Here is a 19,327-nt window from a genome sequence, read left to right on the forward strand (position 1 = left end):
GGCTATGGCTATATAAACAGGCAAGCTAACATTTGTTTTGCTCTTATCCATCAGTTTAAGGCAAAAATTGCGCTATCGCAGAGGGCATTACATAAAAAAAGGGCCTCCTGAGGAAGGCCCTTTTCTCAAATCAGTCTTAAAAAGATTACTCTCTCCTGCCAAACAGCATAGAAGCATAGTACAACAACGTGGCCAGTGAGCCAATGGCAGCTACCACGTAGGTCATGGCGGCCCACTTAAGTGCGTCCTTGGCCATGCCGTGCTCCTGCGGCGTCACAATGCCTCTGGTATCCATCCAGGCCAAAGCGCGCTTGCTGGCGTCAAACTCTACCGGCAGGGTGATAAAACTGAACAGCGTGGTCAAGGCAAACAGTGCTACTCCAATGGCCAAAGGCAATAAGGTAGTCTGAATCATTAGGACCCCAATCAACAGAATCCATTGCATGTAACGGCTGGCTACGCTTAACGCCGGCACCATGGCCGAACGGAACTTAAGGAACGCGTACGCTTTAGCGTGTTGCACGGCGTGTCCTACCTCATGGGCGGCTACGGCGGCGGCGGCGGCGCTTCTGCCTTCATACACGTACTCGCTCAGGTTCACGGTCTTGTCTGCCGGGTTGTAATGGTCTGTCAGTTTACCCGGGGTAGAAATCACGCGCACGTCAGTAATGCCGTTATCTGCCAGCATCATCTCGGCGGCCTCACGACCACTAATGCCTGACTGCAAGCCTATCTTTGAGTATTTCTCAAACTTGCTCTTTAACATCCAGCTGACCGCCGCAGAGGCCAGCATGGTCACAATTACTATTAAATAAATGCCTCCCATGGTCTTGTTTTTTTATTGGTTGCGGTGCTACGAGCCAAGGATCCTGGCCACCACCTGTGAGGTTGAATACCCCTTTACCAGCGGAATGGTTTTTACCTCTCCTCCTCTCTCTAATACGAGGTCATGGCCCACAATGGTGTCAATGGTGTAATCATCGCCTTTCACCAGCACGTCTGGCTGCACGGCTTTGATCAACTCATAGGGCGTTTCCTGGTCAAATAGCACTACTGCATCTACAAACCAAAATGATGCCATGACCCGCTGGCGTGACATTTCGTCCTGCAACGGCCTACTTGGCCCCTTTAACCTACTGACAGACTGGTCAGTATTCAGCCCAAGGATAAGCTTGTCGCCTAGTAGTCTGGCCCTTTCCAAGTAGTCCACGTGGCCTATGTGCACAATGTCAAAGCACCCGTTGGTGAAGACTATTTTTTGGCCCTTGGCTCGCCATTCGGTTATCTTATCTAACAGTTCTGGGAGCGTGCAAATTTTAGCCTGGGAAGGAAGCATATATTTTTATACTAATGAATGAGGAAAAGCAATCAGCCGTTTTTGGCCTGATTTGAAGAAAATAACCCAAAAACGAGCGAACTAGGCCGGCTGTTCAACCAGAACCGCTTCTTTTTTTTTGGATGCCAGACTGGCTATCAGGCTTATGACGCCCAACACTACCACCAAGATGGCGCCCGTAGCATGCACAATCAACGCATAGGCCATGCCTTTGTCTAGCGGCACCGCATAAAGCAACAAGGCCGTGCGCACCAAGATATGGTATACGCCAATACCACCCTGCACCGGTGCCGACATGCCAATGCCGCCCATGACAAAAATGGTCATACCCGCCTGCCAGGACAATTGTGACGTACCCGGCAACACAAAGAACGCTAGGTAACTAGTGAGGTAATAAGACAACCAGATAAAGACCGTATGCAACAAGAACTGCCCTTTCTGATCCATTCTCCTTATGCTGAAGATGCCCTGCCACAGCCCTATCACAAAGAGACTCACCTTCTGGAAATGGCGGTTGTGCTGTAGCCTGCTTATGTTCTTGTAGATGTACCACACCACAAACAGCGTTCCCAGCAATACCACCCCCACCAATAGATAGAGCGTCTGCAGGTTCTGTTGCAAGCCCTGGTATTTGTCTGAAAAGATCTTTAGAAAGAACTCGTTGAGGCGGTCAAACTCTATAAGAAAGGTAGCGCCAATGCAGGAAACCAGGATTACCAGATCCAGAATGCGCTCCGTGATGACGGTGCCCAGAGAAACATTAACCGGAACGCCGGCCGTGCGCCGCAAGATGGTACACCTGATGACCTCACCGGCCCTGGGCAGTACTACATTGGCCAGATAGCCCACCATTTGCGCATGGTATACCTGCCAGAAAGAGGGCTGGTAGCCTACCGGCGCATACTGCATTCGCCACCTTATGGCGCGGCTTACATAGCCTGCCACAGACAGCAGCAAGGTTACGCTAATCCAGAAAAAGTTGGCTTGACTAAGCTCTGTTTTTACCGCCGCAAAGTTGATGCTCCTGAGGGCGTACACCATCAGAAACACAGATACCGCCAAAAGCAGCAAGTACTTGACAATGTTGGCGGTTTTCTTCATCCTCACCTGAAAGACTTATACCAGCCTGTTGTGCTGGTCTGGGAAGATCACGGTTGGCTCATGGGCACGAGCGTCTTGAAAGGGGATCAAGGCATAGGAGATGATGATGATCACATCGCCTACCTGCACTTTGCGGGCCGCGGGACCATTGAGGCAAATCATGCCACTGCCGCGCTCGCCTTTGATGATATAGGTTTCAAACCGCTCACCGTTGTTCACGTTGACAATGGTCACCTTCTCATGGGGCACCATGTTGGCGGCATCCAATAGATCCTCGTCTATGGTAATGCTCCCCACGTAATGTAATTCTGCCTGTGTTACCTTAGCCCGGTGAATCTTGGATTTTAATACTTCAATCTGCATCAGAAAAATCTAAAAAGCCCGCAAAGTTACCAATAATTTACGAGACCCGTCTACCTGGCATTCTTAGAATACCATCAAGACGCGTTATGGGCATAACCAATATTCTTCGGGAATGATTTCATGGAGTCTACCCGCCTACAGGCCAATTTCCTTCGGCTCCAATAGCAGGTTGTCAATCAGTCTCACTTCACCTAGAAAAGCAGCCAGACAGACGGCTACTTTTTCAACCTCCTGCACGCTAGAAATGGGCTGAAGCGTGTTGGCATCTATCACTTCCAGATATTCTAGCTTAATTTGAGGATAGGCCGCGAGAAAGTCAATGGCAGCCTGCTTGGCTTCTTCTATACACACCTGCGCCAATTGCCTTTCCAGCAATTGCAGAGCCTCATATAGCTTGGGGGCCATCTGGCGTTGCTCAGGAGTGAGCCTTCTGTTTCTGGAAGACATGGCCAGCCCGTCTTCTTCTCTGATGATGGGATAGCATACCAATTCCAAGTCAAAGCTCAAATCCTGCACCAACTGTTGCACTATGGCAAACTGCTGCAAATCCTTCTGACCAAAGAATGCTTGGTGCGGACGCACCAGATGAAAGAGCTTGCTTACCACTGTCGCCACGCCGTTAAAGTGACCCGGCCTATGCGCGCCCTCCATTACGTTCTCCAGACTCCCGAAGTCAAAGGTCAGCTTGCCCGTCTGCTTGTACATCTCTGTGGCCACCGGGGCAAACAACACATCACAGCCTACTTGGGCCAGCAACTGGGCGTCTTGCTCTAAAAGTCTGGGATACAACTTGTAGTCCTCTGCATTATTGAACTGGGTGGGATTCACAAACACGCTGCAGACTACTACGTCGTTCTGGGCTTTGGCGGCCTTGAGCAGGGACAGGTGGCCTTCATGCAGGGCGCCCATGGTGGGCACAAACCCTATTCTGAGGCCTTGGCAACGTACTTGTTCACAATGTTGGCGAATATCTGAGAGCGCTGAAAGCTGCAACATGGCAGAGAACTGAGTTAAAGCAGGATTTGTTAAAGGGGGTAAAGGTATGGTTTTCGTCAAATAAATTGAAAATCAGCTAAGAAATGCGTAATTTTGCACCTCGCGATTCCTATTGCCTAATTCAAAGTCTAATTACTTCCAACTTATGTCCAAATTGAGAATCTTATACGCGGCCACCGAGATTGACCCTTTTCTGCAGACCACAAAAGTAGCGGAATTTTTGAGGATGTTGCCACAGGCCATGCAGGAGCGTGGGATGGAAGTTCGTATTTTCGTTCCTCGTTTTGGCTTGATCAATGAGCGTAAAAACCGTTTGCATGAGGTGGTTCGCCTTTCGGGCATCAACATTGCGGTAGGCGAAGAAGAGAAACCTCTGATTATCAAGGTGGCTTCCATCCCTAATGCCAAGCTGCAGGTATATTTTATTGACAATGAAGACTATTTCCACCGCAAGTCCGTTCTGGTGGACAAGGATAACAAATTCCACGCAGACAATGATGAGCGTGCTATCTTCTTCTGCAAAGGCGTTTTGGAAACCGTGAAAAAACTAGGCTGGGCCCCAGACATTGTGCATTGCAACGACTGGATGACCAGCTTAATGCCGCTTTATTTGAAGACTACATATAAAAACGACCCTATCTTTAAGGCGTCAAAGTCTGTGTTTAGCGTCTACAACAATGAGTTTGCCCACAAGTTTGAAGGCGACCTGTTGGAGAAGGCCAAGATGCTGGACATTGAGGATGACATGCTGCAGCACCTGAAGACCGCAGATTTTGGTGCGTTCATCAAGATGGGCATGCAATATGCTGACATGGTCCTTAAGTCTAATGAGGACTTCAGCGACAACTTAAACGCATTGTTTACAGAGTACAACAACACCAAGCGCATTGGGATGATTGCCTCTGATGACAACGTGATGGATTCTTACTTTAACCTGTACAATGAACTGGCGAATTAATAAAGCTACGGCTGCCTTCTTTCTTTCTTCTTTGTTATTTGCCTCTTGTGAAGACCCCACCGGCGTGGGTCTAGAGCTACAGGAGCCCGGGAGCCAAATAGGGACCAAGTTTACAGACACTACCGCGGTATTGGCTTCTACGGTTCTTTTAAAAGACTCCATCTTTACGCTTGGCGCTACTAATACATTGGTAGGCCAGCTGAATGATGAGAAGTTTGGCAAGATAACGGCTAGAACATTTGCAGAACTTACCTTGGTGGGGGGCAATGATACCATTACCAAAGGCTCAACACTAGACTCACTGGTATTGGCCATTGACTACGCCTATGCCTACGGTGACGCTATCTCAAAAGAAATAAACAAGCGGTCTGCCGTCACTTGGAACGTGTATCCTTTGACGCAAGGCTTTATTGACCAGACCACGTATTTCACCACCTCTGGGCTCAGCTACAACGCCAACAGCCTTCTGGCTACGTCTACTTTTGTGCCCCGGCCCACTGAAACGTATACTCTGCCAGCAGACACCTCCACCAAGATTCCTTATCTGGCCACCTTCAGGTTAGATCAGCAATCGGCGGGTAGGGCTTTGGCCACAAGCATACTTGACCAGGCAGAAACCTCTACGCTTAAAGTACAGAAAGACTTCCTTAACTTCTTTAAAGGGCTGGCCATTGTTCCAGCAGGTGCCACCAACAATATCATAGGCATTAACCCGTCTTCTACCAGAACGGCCTTTACCCTCTACTTTAAAGACAAGGATGGCAAGGCGAAGAAGTATGCGTTTAGGTTCTCTGACCGTTATTTCAATCAGATTACCGCAGACAGGTCAGGTACTGCCTTGGCAGCCTTCACCAACTATGCCCAACTTATTCCATCTGGCCAAACGGGCAATGCCACGTTCTTGCAGGCTGGTACTGGCTTGGTGACCAAGCTAACGTTGCCTAACCTAGAGAATTTTAGAAAAACCATAGACGGCAAAACCTTGGAACTGGTGGTCAACAAAGCAGAACTGGTGATTCCGGTATTGGCCTCTGCCTTGCCAGACACTATCAATACACCTTTGCCATCTATCATCACAGTACTAGAAGCCACCTCTAACAACTTGATTGCCAAGACTCAAGGATTCCCGAATGTTTTATTGGCTGAAGGTGGATCTTCTCCGGCCACTTTAACGTATGACAAGGCCCAGAAAGCATACGTAGTAAATGTTACCTCTTATGTACAGAGCGTGCTTTACAACAAAAGAAAGAACAATGGCCTTATTCTCTTACCGTCTAATGTGACTACGTCTGTGTCTACTCCCTCTAATAATGGGCAGCAGGTGAACAGAGCCGTACTAGAGGCCCAGCCTTATTCTCCTTCTGAGTCTAATACCAACAGAAGACCGCGCCTCCGGATTTATTATTCAACCGTTCAATAAACTTATCATCAATTTTATTTGTTAGCCGCTGCAGACCTAAACTTGCCGGTTAATTTAAAGAAGATCACTTACTATGTGTGGAATTGTAGCCTATGTTGGGCAGCGTGAAGCTTGCCCTATTATTCTTAAAGGTTTAAAGAGATTAGAATATCGTGGATATGACAGCGCCGGGGTGGCTCTGTTAAATGACGGCGAATTAAAGGTTTTCAAGAGAAAAGGAAAGGTAAGTGATCTAGAGGAGTTCATTGGTAACCAGGATACCACCAGCCATATTGGTATTGGTCACACCCGTTGGGCAACCCACGGCGAGCCGAATGATGCCAACGCGCACCCGCACTACTCTAGCTCCAAGAAGATTGCCATCATCCATAATGGTATCATTGAGAACTACGCTTCTTTAAAGCAGCACTTAATCAACAAAGGATACGAATTTCACAGTGACACAGACTCTGAGGTATTTGTGAACCTGATTGAGGACATCAGAGAGACTACCAAGGTAAACTTGGCTGAGGCAGTGCGTTTAGCCCTGCATGAGGTAGTAGGTGCTTATGCCATTGTGGTAATCTCTCATGACTCTCCTACTGAACTGATTGCAGCTCGTAAAGGAAGCCCGTTGGTAATTGGTATTGGTGAAGGTGAGTACTTCTTAGCCTCTGACGCTACGCCTATCATTGAATATACCAAAGATGTGGTATATCTGAATGATTTTGAAATCGCCTTGATTAAAGACGGCGTATTGGACCTTCGTACCAAAGAGGACATTGTCCAGACGCCATATATCCAGAAGTTGGAGTTGGAGTTGGAGTCTATTGAAAAAGGCGGCTACCCTCACTTCATGCTGAAGGAGATTTTTGAGCAACCACGTTCTATCATGGACAGCATGCGCGGCCGTTTAGTGGCTGAGAACACGCAGTTGACCATGTCCAGCATAAGAGAGTATGAAAACCGCTTCAAGAACGCTAACCGTATTCTTATTGTAGCGTGTGGTACTTCTTGGCACGCTGGTTTGGTAGCCGAGTACCTGATTGAAGAACTAGCCCGCATCCCGGTAGAAGTAGAATACGCTTCTGAGTTCCGCTACAGAAACCCTATCATCAATGAAGGCGACATCGTAATCGCTATCTCTCAGTCTGGTGAAACGGCAGATACGTTGGCTGCGCTTGAGTTAGCTAAGTCTAAAGGTGCACTCATCTTTGGCGTATGTAACGTAGTAGGTTCTTCTATTGCTCGCGCGACTGATGCAGGTGCTTACACTCACGCCGGTCCTGAGATTGGAGTAGCCTCTACCAAAGCCTTCACGGCGCAGGTAACGGTTCTTACTTTGATAGCCATGATGCTAGCCGAGAAACGCGGTACCATGGAAAAATCAGCCTTGCACCAATTGATGTTGGAGATGGAGCAGATTCCAGCTAAAGTGGAGAAAGCATTGCAGTTAGACAAAGAAATCCAAGCCATTGCCGAAATCTTCAAGGACTCCAGCAACTTCATCTACCTGGGACGTGGTTTGAACTTCCCGGTAGCCTTGGAAGGAGCCTTGAAACTGAAAGAGATTTCTTACATCCACGCAGAAGGATACCCAGCGGCAGAAATGAAGCACGGTCCTATTGCATTGATTGATGAGAACATGCCAGTGGTGGTGATTGCTACTAAGGACAACTCATATGAGAAGGTAGTATCCAACATCCAGGAGGTAAGAGCCCGCAAAGGCCGCGTAATCGCTATCGTGACCGAAGGTGACACCGTTATCCCAGAAATGGCGGAGTTTGTGATTGAGGTGCCTGAAGCGCATGAGGCCTTGGTGCCATTGCTTTCTGTGATTCCATTGCAATTGCTGAGCTACCACATTGCGGTAATGCGTGGTTGCAACGTAGACCAGCCTAGAAACTTGGCCAAGTCTGTAACCGTTGAATAATTTGGTTCATACATAAATAAAAAGGGCACCCCAACAGGTGCCCTTTTTATTTGCTCTGTTTTTAGCCTGTTTTGCAGAAAACAGGCTAAAAACGAATTTTAACTTATAGCTCTTCCCCTTTTAGATAGGCAGTTTTCAACAAGGGACAAATCTTGTAGCGCTCATCTTTGGTGTCTTCATAGACAGCTTCCAGCAACTCATAGACATTGGCTACCCCTATTTTATTCGCCCATTCAAACGGCCCGAAGGGGTAGTTAGTCCCCAGCTTCATGCCCAAATCAATGTCCTCCTTAGAAGCGGTCCCTTCTTGTAAGGTGTAACAGGCCTCGTTGATGATCATGCAGAGCACGCGCGGCGTTACCATGCCTACTCTATCTGCCACCAACTCATAGCCGGTGCCCAAGACCTCCATGACGCGCTTCACTTCTTTTTCAGACTCTGGCTTCAGGACACTTATTTCTAACACTTCTCTATTAAAGAGCGAAGGCAGTGCATTTACGCCGCACAAATGAAAGTTGACCGGGCCGTGCTCTTTGACAAAGGCGGCCAATTGCAGCTTGGCGGCATTGCAGAAAACCACCAAGTCATTGCCTTTCTCTGCTTTCGCGTATTGGGCAAGGCGCTCTGGCTGTTCATGCAGCAACAAGTCAAAGACCACTTCCACCTGATTCAGCCACAGACCCAGTTCTGCCGGGTCTTGCAGGTAGAGGTACGCTCTGTTAGGGAACTTCAAACTGTATTCCTGCTCCATTTCTGGAGAGGCCAAAACCATTGTCTTCATAAATCTGTACCTTTAAGCACACAAAGATACTGATTTAACTATTCTTGTTATGGCAACCAACATCATAGAAAGCAAAGCCGCCCCGGCGCCCATTGGGCCTTACAGCCAAGCCGTGATGGCAGGCAACACCTTGTATGTCTCTGGTCAGATTCCGTTAGACCAGGCCACCGGTCAGTTGGTACAGGGAGACATTCAGGCAGAAACCCATCAGGTTATGAAGAATCTGCAGTACATTCTTGAAGAAGCAGGAATGGGCTTTCAACATGTGGTAAAGTGCTCCATTTTCGTGAAGGACCTAGGCAACTTCGCGGCAATCAATGAAACCTACGGCAGCTATTTCTCTGCCAATGAACCCGCCCGCGAAACCGTGGAAGTTAGCCGTCTGCCCAAAGACGTAAACGTAGAAATCTCCTGCATCGCGGTTAAATTCTAATGAGAGAATGAACGGTTGAATGATTGAGAGAATGAACGGTTGAATGATTGAGAGAATGAACGGTTGAATGATTGAGAGAATGAAATTGATGTGAAAATTTGACGATGTGTAGATTTTGGAGATGATTCAGATGAGCATATTTTCAAATTTTCAATCTCTCAAAATTCCCTAAGCCCTTTAATACCTCCCCATTCTCTCAATCATTCAATCTCTCATTCACTCAATACAACATGCACCACCGCGAAGAACAGCACAACATCCATGAGCTCATGCAGGCCCGTTGGAGCCCTAGAAGCTTTTCCTCTGAACTGCTGACTAAGGAACAGATAGAAAGCTTGTTTCAGGCGGCGCGCTGGGCGGCATCTTCTGGCAACGCACAGCCTTGGCGGTTTGTGTATGCCACCAGTGACCAGCAAGAGACCTTTCAAAGGCTGGTCAATCTTCTGGACGAGGGCAATGCCATTTGGGCAAAGAACGCGCCTTTCCTGATGGTGGTGTTCTCCAAAACCGAAAGAGACAACGGCAAGCCGCATCCTGGCCACCTGTATGACACGGGTTTGGCCATGGGGCAGTTCTGTCTGCAAGCCACAGCCATGGGCTTGCAGGTGCACCAGATGGGCGGCTTTGCCATGGACAAGGCCAATGACGTATTACAAGCACCACATGACTACCAGCCCATCGCCATGGCGGTAGTTGGCCACCCGGCTCCCTTCACCCTACTCCCCACCCAGGAATTACAAACCCGTGAGCAGACCAAGTCTACCCGCAAGTCTCTGCAGGAGACGGTGCACATGGGCACTTGGGAAGGCAGTTACCAAGAACTAACTTAACTTCCTCGTTTTTGGCTTGATTTCCTGAAAACAGGCCAAAAACGGAAGGTTACTGCTTCGGTTCTTTTCCCTCTTCGTCGTCAGGGTCTTCCTCTCCTTTGGCCTTGGCCTCATTGGGACCGGGTTCTGCGTTTAAAGGAGACTTTCCTAGTTCTACCTCTTTGTTCTCTATGCGGACCGCATACGTGGACGGATAGATGTTGGCGCCATAGCGCCGGGCATACACCAGCGTAAACTGGGCGCCCAAAAAGATGATCTGCGAAGAATAAAACACCCACACCAGCACCACAATCACAGAACCAGCCGCCCCGTAAATGCTGGAGAAGTCACTATTGCCCAGATATAACCCAATCAAGGATTTACCCAAGGCAAAAAGCAAGGCCGTCACCAGAGAGCCCACCCACACGTCCTTCCACTTTATTTTGGCGTCTGGCAAGTACTTGTAAATAAGGGCAAACAAGAAGGTAACCACCGCGGTAGACACCAGAAAATTAGTCACCTGCGTCAATTGCAGCAAAGACGGGTCTACCTTCTGTGCCAGGTAAGAGGTAATCACTACCAAGATGGCGTTTACTATCAAACTCACTAGCAAGAGAAAGACAATGCCCAGAATCATGGCGAAGGACAACAGACGGTCCAGCAGTATTTTCAGGTACTCGTTCTTGGGCTTCGGTTTCACGCCCCAGATTTGGTTCAAGGACTCCTGCAAAGACACAAATACCCCGGTGGCCCCCACCAGCAAGGTAAACACCCCTATCACGGTGGCCATGGTAAAGTCAGCGGACTGGTGGATGCTCTCTACCATCTCCTGGATGTCTGAGGCGCCTTTTCTGCCCATGAGCTCGCGTAGCTGGGTGTAGACTTCGCCCTGCACGGCCTCCCGGCCAAAGACGGCCCCGGCGGTGTTGATCATGATGATGAGAATGGGCGGCAGTGCAAAGATGGTGTAGTAGGCCAGCGCCGCCCCTTTCTGGAATGAGTTGTTGTCCAGAAAGTCATACCAGACCTCTTTGATGATGCACCAGCCTTCAACAAAAATCTTCTTAAACATGGATATGGATTTCCCCTTCATACGCAGGACGCTCCATAGGTTTTCAAACTTCTTGCATGGCAATAGGTTTTCCCGCTGTAAGCAAGGGGAGTGAATGCAGGCTGTCCCTTTAAGAATACCTGACAGAACCGCAAGGTTTTACAGGCAAAAGCTTTACGAAAGCCTTTAAATACTGTACTTTTGCACCCTGTTTAACCTAGCATGACCATGGAAAGAGAAGTACGTGTACGCTTTGCCCCTAGCCCAACCGGGGCCTTGCACATTGGCGGGGTACGCACTGCGTTATATAATTACCTTTTTGCAAAGAAGATGGGCGGCAAGATGTTGCTGCGCATTGAAGATACAGACCAGAACCGCTTTGTGCCTGGCGCCGAGCAATACATCTTTGACAGCCTGGAATGGTGCGGCATCAAGCTGGACGAGAGCCCCGTGCACGGTGGACCGCATGCGCCGTACCGTCAGTCTGAGCGCAAGCCCATGTACATGGACTACGCTCTGCAACTGGTTAACGCCGGCCACGCCTACTATGCCTTTGACACCGCCGAGGAGCTGGACGCCATGCGCGAGCGCTTAAAGGCCGCCAAGGTAGCCACCCCGCAGTACAACGCCATCACGCGCGCCACCATGAAGAACTCCCTTACCCTGCCAGAGGATGAGGTGAAGCGCCGACTGGAAAGTGGTGACCCGTACGTAATCCGTCTCAAAGTACCGCGCAAAGAGGAAATCAGACTGAAGGACATGATCAGAGGCTGGGTGATGGTACACTCCTCGGCTATTGATGACAAGGTCTTGATGAAGTCTGATGGTATGCCGACGTATCACCTGGCCAACATCGTGGATGACCACTTGATGGAAATCACCCACGTAATACGCGGCGAAGAGTGGTTGCCAAGCGCGCCTTTGCACGTGTTGTTGTACCGCTACTTTGGTTGGGAAGACACCATGCCAGAATTCGCCCACTTGCCTCTACTCTTGAAGCCAGACGGTAACGGTAAACTAAGCAAGCGCGATGGTGACAAGCTGGGCTTCCCGGTGTTCCCGTTGTTCTGGCAAGACCCTAACACCGGTGAGACGGCCAGCGGCTACCGCGAGAGCGGCTACCTGCCAGAGGCGTTCATCAACTTCCTGGCCTTCTTGGGCTGGAACCCTGGCACCCAGCAGGAGCTGTTCACCATGGACGAACTGATTGAGGCCTTCAGCATTGAGCGGATTGGTAAGTCAGGTACTCGTTTTGACATTCAGAAAGCCCGCTGGTACAATGAGCAATACCTTCGTGCGAAGCCTGATACTGAGTTAGCCCAATATCTGTTGGCGTCTTTGAAAGAGCAGAATGTTGACTGTTCAGAAGACCGCGCCGTGAAGATTGTGAGCCTCATGAAAGAGCGTGTGACCTTCCCGCAGGACTTCGCTAAAGAGGCTACCTACTTCTTCTCGGCGCCTACGGAGTACAACGAGCAGGTGGCCGCCAAGAAATGGAATGCCGCCGGGGCTGCCGCCTTTGAGCAGTTCCGGAATGAGCTGAGCACGCTGGAGGACTTCAACGCAGACTCAGTAAAAGCCTTGTTATTGCAGATTCTGGAGCGCAACGGCCTGAAGATTGGCCAGGTGATGCAAGCCTTGAGAATTGCCGTAACCGGCGTAGAGGCTGGCCCGGATTTGATGGCCATCATTGAGATAATCGGTAAGGAAGAAACGCAACAACGCATTGACGCCGCCATTGCCAAACTGAGCCAGTACGCTGTTTAAGTAAATAGCTTACTTATATTTTTTAGAAGCCGTTTTTGGCCTGTTTTTCAGAAAGCAGGCTAAAAACGGCTTCTTCTTTTACATGTCCTTGATAAAAGGAAAGGGCAATTGCTTGCGTAAGCCAATGGTTTCTTCTTAATTCGCCTATCCTTCTTAGGATTTTTCCCGTTTGTAGTAGCATTAGACCTACCGGGCCGCAAGGCTTGGTCCACAAACAAATCCCTACTGCCATGGCTAAGAAAAAACCTGAAAACAAGAAGGAGAGCAAGCCGGAGAAAAAAGCGAAGGTACACCCTGAGCTGGAAGGCTTCGAGATTAAAATAAACCCGCTGGGGGACATTACCTCTAACTTCAACATAGACCAGCTCAACGACTTTCTGGACCGCAATGTGCGCGACAAGAAACTGGTAGGCGAACAAGGCAAGAAACGCCCCGGACAAGAGGAAGAGGAGTTCCCGATTGAGGAGACCGCCGATGTGGAGGAGAACGAGGAGGATTTCTTTAAAGGGAAGGCAAAGTTGTCTGAAGAAGACGAGGCCGACCTGGGCAAAGAACTAAAAGACCCTCCGGCGGACGACAAGAAGCCGAAGAAAAAATAAACCAATAGAACCGCATGAAATCACACGAGATTGACTACCGCATCCATGGCTCTGACATTCAGGTGCTGGAAGTAGAACTAGACCCGCAGGAAACCGTCATTGCTGAGGCCGGCGCCATGGTCTTCATGGAAGACGGCATTCAGTTTGAAACCAAAATGGGCGACGGCTCCAACCCCAGTCAAGGCTTCTTCGGGAAGCTGGTGTCTGCCGGAAGCCGCTTAATCACGGGTGAGTCTCTGTTCATGACGCACTTCACGCACCGCGGGTATAGTAAGGCCAAGGTAGCCTTCTCGGCGCCGTATCCGGGCACCATCATGCCCATTGACCTGGCGCAGTTTCCGCAGGGACTGATTGTGCAGAAAGATGGTTTCCTGGCCGCAGCCATGGGCACCAAGATTGCCATGCACTTTAACCAACGCTTGGGCGCGGGCTTCTTTGGCGGTGAGGGCTTCATTATGCAAAAACTCACCGGCGACGGCCTGGCCTTCATCCATGCGGGCGGAACTGTGGTAGAACGCCACCTGCACAATGAGACCCTGCGCGTAGACACCGGCTGCGTGGTGGCCTATGAATCTGGCATTGACTTTGACATTCAGCAGACGGGCGGCTTAAAATCCATGGTCTTCGGCGGCGAGGGCTTGTTCCTGGCCACGTTGCGCGGAACCGGCCGCGTGTGGATTCAGTCCATGCCAATCAAGAAACTCATCCAGGCCTTGATGCCCCACGGCGGAAACGCCACCAAAGAAGGTGGTCTGCTGAGTAGCTTCATGGAGTAGCAATCCATTCTGAATTAAAATTAAAATGCCCGGTTCACGCCAGGCATTTTTTGTATAACCGTTTATGGCCTGCTTCCAGAAAACAGGCCATAAATAGTCATGCCGTTTGACTAGGAAGCGGCAGGCGGAATAGGTGCCGGTACCACGTTCTTAACAGGTGGCAATGATTTGAGGTAGGTGAAAATGGCTTCTACGTCTTGATCGGTCATGCTCTGGTAATTAGGCCATGGCATGGGCGGCAGTAGGTTTCTATTGTTCTCCATGCCTTTGTATTTGCCTTCGCGCAGGGCAGTTTTAAAATTGTCTAAAGTCCAGTTGCCAATGCCGGTAGGATCTGGTGTAAGGTTCGCCGCGAAGGAGGTTCCCCAAGGCCCCACCATGGCGGTGCTTCCCATGCTAAACCGCACCCAACCATCATTGTTTGCGCCAGCTGCAAGAGGTGGCAATTTCTCAGTAGCCGGATGTCCTGACATTAGTCTGTTTGGATCTGGCGCGCCTTCTTTCCCTTTCTCCGGGGAGGCATCTTTGGGCGAATGACAGTCATTGCAGGACCCAATGGCCACCAGATACTTTCCTCTTTCCAGCAATTGGTCTTGGCTTAGCGAGGCATTCTCTACCGGAGTAGGCGCTGGAATATTGGCAACGGTTTCAGCTCTGTCCTGGGTTTTACGTTCACAGGCTACTAGTAGCGCGATGGCACATAACATGGCAAAGATGTTTTTCATGGGTATGTCTATTTAAGGTGAGAAGAAACATAGCGAACAGTCGCATATAACCTAAAACCAAGTAGGCCTACACGATGCATAAAAAGAGGGATAAACTAAAATGGGGGTTACCAGAGAACCGCGAAGGTTGCCAAGGTCAAGCGACCCTAAATAGTCACTGAGCAGGAAGCAATAAGACTATAAGTGTTTGATAGTATGGAATATAGATTATTATACTCTCAAAATGCAAGAAGGATATAAGTTCTATCCAAAATTTTTAAATAGTCATTCTGGAAAGGGGACACGCTTAAACTGTTCTTGCTCATGAATGACCTAAGCATTGAACGAGTATTGTTATAGCAACAGAATCAAGTTTAATTGCCTGATAGCAAATTGCCGTTTTTGGCTTATTTTCCAGAAAACAGGCTGAAATCAACAGGCCTACACCAAATTGTTCACCTCCAGAATCTCTTCCAGATAGTCGCGGTTGTTGGCCAGTCTGGGGACTTTGTGCTGTCCGCCCATCTTGCCTTTGCGCTCCAGCCAGTTCAGGAAGGCTCCTTTAGGAGCCACCGTGATTAACGGGGCTTGCAGGGCCATGTCTTTGTAGCGCTTGGCGTCATAGTCTGAGTTGATCTGGCGCAGCGTTTGGTCCAGCACTTCGGTGAATTTCTCTATACTGGAAGGCTCTTTAGAAAACTCTATAATCCACTGGTGACCGCCTTTGCTTTTGCCTTCAAAGTAGATGGGCGCGGCCGTGAAGTTGGTGATGGTGGCATCTGTGGCCTCGCAGGCTTTGGTGATGGCCGTCTCGGCGTTTTCTACTACTACCTCTTCGCCGAAGGCGTTGATGAAGTGCTTGGTCCTCCCAGATATTTTAATGCGGTACGGGGCCAGCGAGGTGAATTTAACGGTATCGCCAATCTTATAGCGCCAGAGGCCGGCGTTGGTAGAGATAAGCAGGGCGTAGTTCTGGCCTAGCTCCACTTGGTCTAAGGTGAGCACTTTCGGGTTTTCTTTGTCCTCCTCTTCCATGGGGATAAACTCATAGAACACGCCGTAGTCCAGCATCAAGAGCATTTCGTCTTTGAGGCTTGGCTCATCCTGTATCCCGAAGAAGCCCTCTGAGGCATTGTAAATCTCCAGGTAATGCATCTTGTCCGTAGGGATAATCTGACGGAACAACTCTCTATACGGACCAAAGGCCACCGCTCCGTGCGCGAACAGCTCCAGGTTTGGCCATACTTCGGTGATGTCCTTGGCGCCGGTCTCCTCCAGAATCCTGTTCAAGAGTACGTAGGTCCAGGTAGGCACGCCCGAGATGCTGGTCACGTTCTCTTTCACGCAGATTTCCACCATCTTGGCAATCTTCTCTTCCCACTTGTCCATGAGTGCCACTTTGAGCGCCGGGGTACGCATAGCCTCGGCCCACAACGGCAGGTTCTGCATAATCACCGCAGACACGTCGCCACAGCGGGTATCTGAGTTGAACTCATTAGGATGGTGCGTCCCACCAATGGACAGTCCCTTGCCCGCGAAGACCTTGGTGTCTGGGTAGTTGTTGACGTAGATGGAGAGCATGTCCTTGCCGCCCTTGTAGTGGCAGTCTTCCAGCGCCTCGGGACTTACGGGAATGAACTTGCTGCGGGCGTTGGTGGTCCCAGAGGATTTGGCAAACCACGCTATCTTAGACGGCCACAGCACGTTCTGCTCGCCGCGCATAATGCGCTCAATGTGCGGGTACAAGTCTTCATAGGTACAGATGGGCACCCGCTCCTGAAACTCGCGCACGCTCAGTTTGTCTGAGTAGCCATATTGTTTGCCCCACTCGGTGTTCTTCGCGGTATTTATCAAGTTGGAAAACAATTCACTTTGGACATCATGCGGATATTTCCGGAACAGGTCTATCTGATGGACCCGCTTCTTCATTACCCACGTCACAATTGAATTGATTATTTCCATGCAGACAGTAAACAGTTATCAGTAATTAGTAAACAGTGATTTTAGTTATCAATAACCAGTAATTAGTAAACAGTTTATTTCGGTAGAAGTACCTATTTAGGTACAATCCTGGTTTTCTTTAGAATACTAAACATGATTCGGCTGAGTTCGTCCGCATCCGTCAGCAATCTATCTACTAAAACAGGTTCAATATACTCTGTATCTCTAAGTAAGTTTAGCCAATATTTGGTTTCTAGAGTCTCTTTATAGGCCAAGGAAATTTTAGAGGAGAAATCAGCTGTAGAAATAGCACCATTTGCTTCTGCTACATTGGCACCAATAGAAGTGCCACTTCTCAGCAACTGCTTAGAAAGAACATATTCCCTTTTCTCACCACTAATCTTTTGATACAACCGCACCATCTCTACAGCAAAAGCATAGCTCTTCTTATACAGGTTGTTCTCCAAAATCTTTTCAGTTATCAGTTAACAGTAATTAGTAAACAGGGGTTTCCAGTAAATAGAGAGCAGTAATTAGCAAATAATCAAAAGATGCTTTAGCTCATTGACAATAATTACGGTAGGAAACAAAAGGATAAAATTCCATACTCCTGACTGTTAATTGTTAACTGAGAAACTGTTTACTACTTACTGCTCACTGTTAACTGTCTCAGACTTTCCTTTTCAGTTCAAAGTGCTTGCCTAAGTACACGCGTCTCACCTGCTCATCGGCGGCGAGTTCTTCGGCGGTACCGGATTTGAGGATTTTGCCTTCAAAGAGCAGATAAGCGCGGTCCACGATGGAAAGGGTCTCGTTTACGTTGTGGTCGGTGATGAGAATGCCAATGTTCTTGGTCTTGAGCTTGGCCACAATGCTCTGGATCTCCTCTACGGCAATGGGGTCTACACCCGCAAAGGGCTCATCCAGCAACACAAAGCTCGGGTCCACGGCCAGGGCGCGCGCAATCTCGGTGCGGCGGCGCTCACCACCCGACAGCACCACGCCCTTGTTTTTACGTACATGAGTAAGGGAGAACTCTTCTAAGAGCTCTTCTACTTTCTCCTTCTGCTCCTGCTTGGGCCGGCCCGTCATCTCCAGCACCGACAGGATGTTCTCCTCTACGGTGAGGTCTCTGAACACCGAGGCCTCTTGCGCCAGATAGCCCACGCCTTTCTTGGCCCGGCGGTACATAGGCAGCTCGGTGATGTCCTCCTGGTCAAGATAGATTCGCCCAGAGTTGGGTTTCACCAAGCCCACAATCATGTAGAACGAAGTAGTCTTTCCCGCGCCGTTTGGCCCTAGTAGTCCCACAATCTCGCCTTGGTTTACTTCCACGCTCACGTCGTTCACCACCGTGCGCGACTTATATTTTTTGAATAGGTGTTCAGCTCTTAAAATCATTGGGCTAAAAATAGGCAATAAACCGCAGATGTGATAGTGTAACGCTCAAGTGAGGGCCTTACGCGTATGAATCAGCAATGTTTCACTAATAATTGCACTTTACAAGGGACTTTATTTTATAATTCAATGAATGTTTGATTGGCTTTATTCTTCTTTCTAATTTACAATACCTTTTAGTACAAGCGCTTATCTGTTATGGCCTCCTTCTTTACTACAGCTGGTTTTAAAGCATTTACTGCTACTATTCTGTTAGCAGGTAGTAGCATTTTGATGGGAGCCAGAAGCAATGAGTCTAATTTTCTGCACGGCATTGACGTGTCCAGGTACCAGGCCGAGGTGAATTGGGAGCACGTAAGGGAGTCTAACATTGCCTTCGCGTTCATGAAAGCCACCGAAGGCAACTTTTTACGTGACCCATACTTTAAGCGCAACTGGGAGTCAAGCCGCCAACATGGCATCAAACGCGGGGCCTATCATTTTTATCTACCTTGGGTAGACGTAGACAGCCAACTAGAACTGTTTAAAAGCACCGTTGATTTACAGCCCGGCGACCTGGCCCCGGTCTTGGACTTAGAAACCTATGCCAAAGACATTTCTGATGCCCAGATGCGCGCTGACATTAAGCGTTGGTTGGTAGGCATTGAAGAACATTACGGCATCAAGCCCATCATCTATACCTACCAAGGCTTCTATGACAAGAAGTTGCGCGGTCACTTTGCCGGCTACAAGTTCTGGATTGCCCGCTACAAGAACGAAGAACCGTCTACGCACCCAAATGACAAGATGGCCTTCTGGCAGTACTCAGAGAAAGGCACCGTAAAAGGCATTAACACCCCCGTAGACGTGAACTGGTTCTACGGCGACATCAACGCCCTCAACGCGCACTGCCTGCCCGCTCCGGCAAAAGCACCTACGACAACCGCTTCCCCTGCGATGGCCCAGGCCGAGCCTGCGTTTTAAGGCTATTTTCTGGAAAACA

The 19,327-nt window shown here is 49.2% G+C and carries 21 protein-coding genes; 9 read left to right on the forward strand and 12 right to left on the reverse strand.

From position 1 onward, the window contains the following. Positions 1-145 precede the first annotated feature (145 nt). The 5 genes from ABD880_RS12720 to panC all read right to left on the reverse strand — a co-directional run bounded on the left by ABD880_RS12720 (position 146) and on the right by panC (position 3,796). The gene (locus ABD880_RS12720; RefSeq protein ID WP_345166679.1) at positions 146-826 is read right to left on the reverse strand and encodes a zinc metallopeptidase; all 681 of its coding nucleotides are present in this window, start codon (positions 824-826) and stop codon (positions 146-148) included. Positions 827-853: 27 nt separating this feature from the next. Then, on the reverse strand, positions 854-1,336 hold the full coding sequence (gene rfaE2, locus ABD880_RS12725; RefSeq protein WP_345166681.1) for a D-glycero-beta-D-manno-heptose 1-phosphate adenylyltransferase: 483 nt from the start codon (positions 1,334-1,336) through the stop codon (positions 854-856). Positions 1,337-1,417: 81 nt separating this feature from the next. Then, positions 1,418-2,437 (reverse strand): lysylphosphatidylglycerol synthase transmembrane domain-containing protein, encoded by a 1,020-nt coding sequence (locus tag ABD880_RS12730; RefSeq protein WP_345166683.1) that lies wholly within the window; start codon positions 2,435-2,437, stop codon positions 1,418-1,420. A 15-nt stretch (positions 2,438-2,452) separates the two neighbouring features. Continuing rightward, the gene (gene panD / locus ABD880_RS12735) at positions 2,453-2,800 is read right to left on the reverse strand and encodes an aspartate 1-decarboxylase (protein ID WP_066507614.1); all 348 of its coding nucleotides are present in this window, start codon (positions 2,798-2,800) and stop codon (positions 2,453-2,455) included. 135 nt (positions 2,801-2,935) lie between these two features. Then, entirely contained in the window at positions 2,936-3,796 is an 861-nt protein-coding gene (gene panC / locus ABD880_RS12740) for a pantoate--beta-alanine ligase (RefSeq protein WP_345166687.1), read from the reverse strand. A 145-nt stretch (positions 3,797-3,941) separates the two neighbouring features. Between panC and ABD880_RS12745 the strand changes: the two genes are divergently transcribed. The 3 genes from ABD880_RS12745 (at position 3,942) to glmS (ending at position 8,086) form a co-directional block, all read left to right on the forward strand. Then, entirely contained in the window at positions 3,942-4,754 is an 813-nt protein-coding gene (locus tag ABD880_RS12745) for a glycogen/starch synthase (protein WP_345166690.1), read from the forward strand. Continuing rightward, positions 4,738-6,174: a DUF4270 family protein gene (locus ABD880_RS12750; protein ID WP_345166693.1), complete on the forward strand. Its 1,437-nt coding sequence runs from the start codon at positions 4,738-4,740 to the stop codon at positions 6,172-6,174. Before ABD880_RS12745 ends, ABD880_RS12750 begins: the two co-directional genes overlap by 17 nt. A gap of 73 nt (positions 6,175-6,247) precedes the next feature. Further along, positions 6,248-8,086, forward strand: coding sequence for a glutamine--fructose-6-phosphate transaminase (isomerizing) (gene glmS, locus ABD880_RS12755; protein ID WP_345166695.1), 1,839 nt, complete (start codon positions 6,248-6,250; stop codon positions 8,084-8,086). A 103-nt stretch (positions 8,087-8,189) separates the two neighbouring features. Here glmS and ABD880_RS12760 read toward each other — a convergent pair whose 3' ends face one another. Further along, positions 8,190-8,867, reverse strand: a complete 678-nt coding sequence (locus ABD880_RS12760; protein ID WP_345166697.1) for a 3-hydroxyacyl-CoA dehydrogenase family protein — start codon at positions 8,865-8,867, stop codon at positions 8,190-8,192. A gap of 49 nt (positions 8,868-8,916) precedes the next feature. On the opposite strand from ABD880_RS12760, the gene ABD880_RS12765 reads away from it, so the two are divergent. Together ABD880_RS12765 and ABD880_RS12770 are read left to right on the forward strand one after the other, a co-directional pair. Beyond that, on the forward strand, positions 8,917-9,300 hold the full coding sequence (locus tag ABD880_RS12765; RefSeq protein WP_345166699.1) for a RidA family protein: 384 nt from the start codon (positions 8,917-8,919) through the stop codon (positions 9,298-9,300). 230 nt (positions 9,301-9,530) lie between these two features. Beyond that, positions 9,531-10,130, forward strand: coding sequence for a nitroreductase family protein (locus ABD880_RS12770; RefSeq protein WP_345166701.1), 600 nt, complete (start codon positions 9,531-9,533; stop codon positions 10,128-10,130). A gap of 49 nt (positions 10,131-10,179) precedes the next feature. Here the strand turns inward: ABD880_RS12770 and ABD880_RS12775 are convergent, their stop codons facing one another. Continuing rightward, the gene (locus ABD880_RS12775; protein ID WP_345166704.1) at positions 10,180-11,181 is read right to left on the reverse strand and encodes a YihY/virulence factor BrkB family protein; all 1,002 of its coding nucleotides are present in this window, start codon (positions 11,179-11,181) and stop codon (positions 10,180-10,182) included. A 207-nt stretch (positions 11,182-11,388) separates the two neighbouring features. Here ABD880_RS12775 and gltX point away from each other — a divergent pair, with 207 nt between their 5' ends. Continuing rightward, positions 11,389-12,927, forward strand: a complete 1,539-nt coding sequence (gltX, locus tag ABD880_RS12780; protein WP_345166706.1) for a glutamate--tRNA ligase — start codon at positions 11,389-11,391, stop codon at positions 12,925-12,927. Positions 12,928-12,949: 22 nt separating this feature from the next. Here the strand turns inward: gltX and ABD880_RS12785 are convergent, their stop codons facing one another. Further along, entirely contained in the window at positions 12,950-13,159 is a 210-nt protein-coding gene (locus ABD880_RS12785; protein ID WP_345166708.1) for a hypothetical protein, read from the reverse strand. Between ABD880_RS12785 and ABD880_RS12790 the strand changes: the two genes are divergently transcribed. Beyond that, on the forward strand, positions 13,158-13,526 hold the full coding sequence (locus tag ABD880_RS12790; RefSeq protein ID WP_345166710.1) for a hypothetical protein: 369 nt from the start codon (positions 13,158-13,160) through the stop codon (positions 13,524-13,526). The genes ABD880_RS12785 and ABD880_RS12790 overlap by 2 nt on opposite strands. Positions 13,527-13,540: 14 nt before the next feature. Then, positions 13,541-14,302, forward strand: coding sequence for a TIGR00266 family protein (locus ABD880_RS12795; RefSeq protein ID WP_345166712.1), 762 nt, complete (start codon positions 13,541-13,543; stop codon positions 14,300-14,302). A gap of 110 nt (positions 14,303-14,412) precedes the next feature. On the opposite strand, the gene ABD880_RS12800 is transcribed toward ABD880_RS12795, so the two are convergent. The 4 genes from ABD880_RS12800 to lptB form a co-directional block, all read right to left on the reverse strand. Next, positions 14,413-15,027, reverse strand: coding sequence for a c-type cytochrome (locus ABD880_RS12800; RefSeq protein WP_345166713.1), 615 nt, complete (start codon positions 15,025-15,027; stop codon positions 14,413-14,415). A gap of 420 nt (positions 15,028-15,447) precedes the next feature. Beyond that, complete coding sequence (locus tag ABD880_RS12805; RefSeq protein ID WP_345166714.1) at positions 15,448-16,968, reverse strand: GH3 auxin-responsive promoter family protein; 1,521 nt, start codon at positions 16,966-16,968, stop codon at positions 15,448-15,450. 92 nt (positions 16,969-17,060) lie between these two features. Beyond that, complete coding sequence (locus ABD880_RS12810) at positions 17,061-17,414, reverse strand: four helix bundle protein (RefSeq protein WP_345166716.1); 354 nt, start codon at positions 17,412-17,414, stop codon at positions 17,061-17,063. Between the two features lie 202 nt (positions 17,415-17,616). Then, complete coding sequence (lptB, locus tag ABD880_RS12815; protein ID WP_066512591.1) at positions 17,617-18,348, reverse strand: LPS export ABC transporter ATP-binding protein; 732 nt, start codon at positions 18,346-18,348, stop codon at positions 17,617-17,619. Between the two features lie 195 nt (positions 18,349-18,543). Here lptB and ABD880_RS12820 point away from each other — a divergent pair, with 195 nt between their 5' ends. Continuing rightward, complete coding sequence (locus tag ABD880_RS12820; RefSeq protein WP_345166719.1) at positions 18,544-19,308, forward strand: glycoside hydrolase family 25 protein; 765 nt, start codon at positions 18,544-18,546, stop codon at positions 19,306-19,308. Positions 19,309-19,327: the final 19 nt, after the last annotated feature.

Source organism: Nibribacter koreensis (assembly GCF_039541795.1).
GTDB lineage: Bacteria > Bacteroidota > Bacteroidia > Cytophagales > Hymenobacteraceae > Nibribacter > Nibribacter koreensis.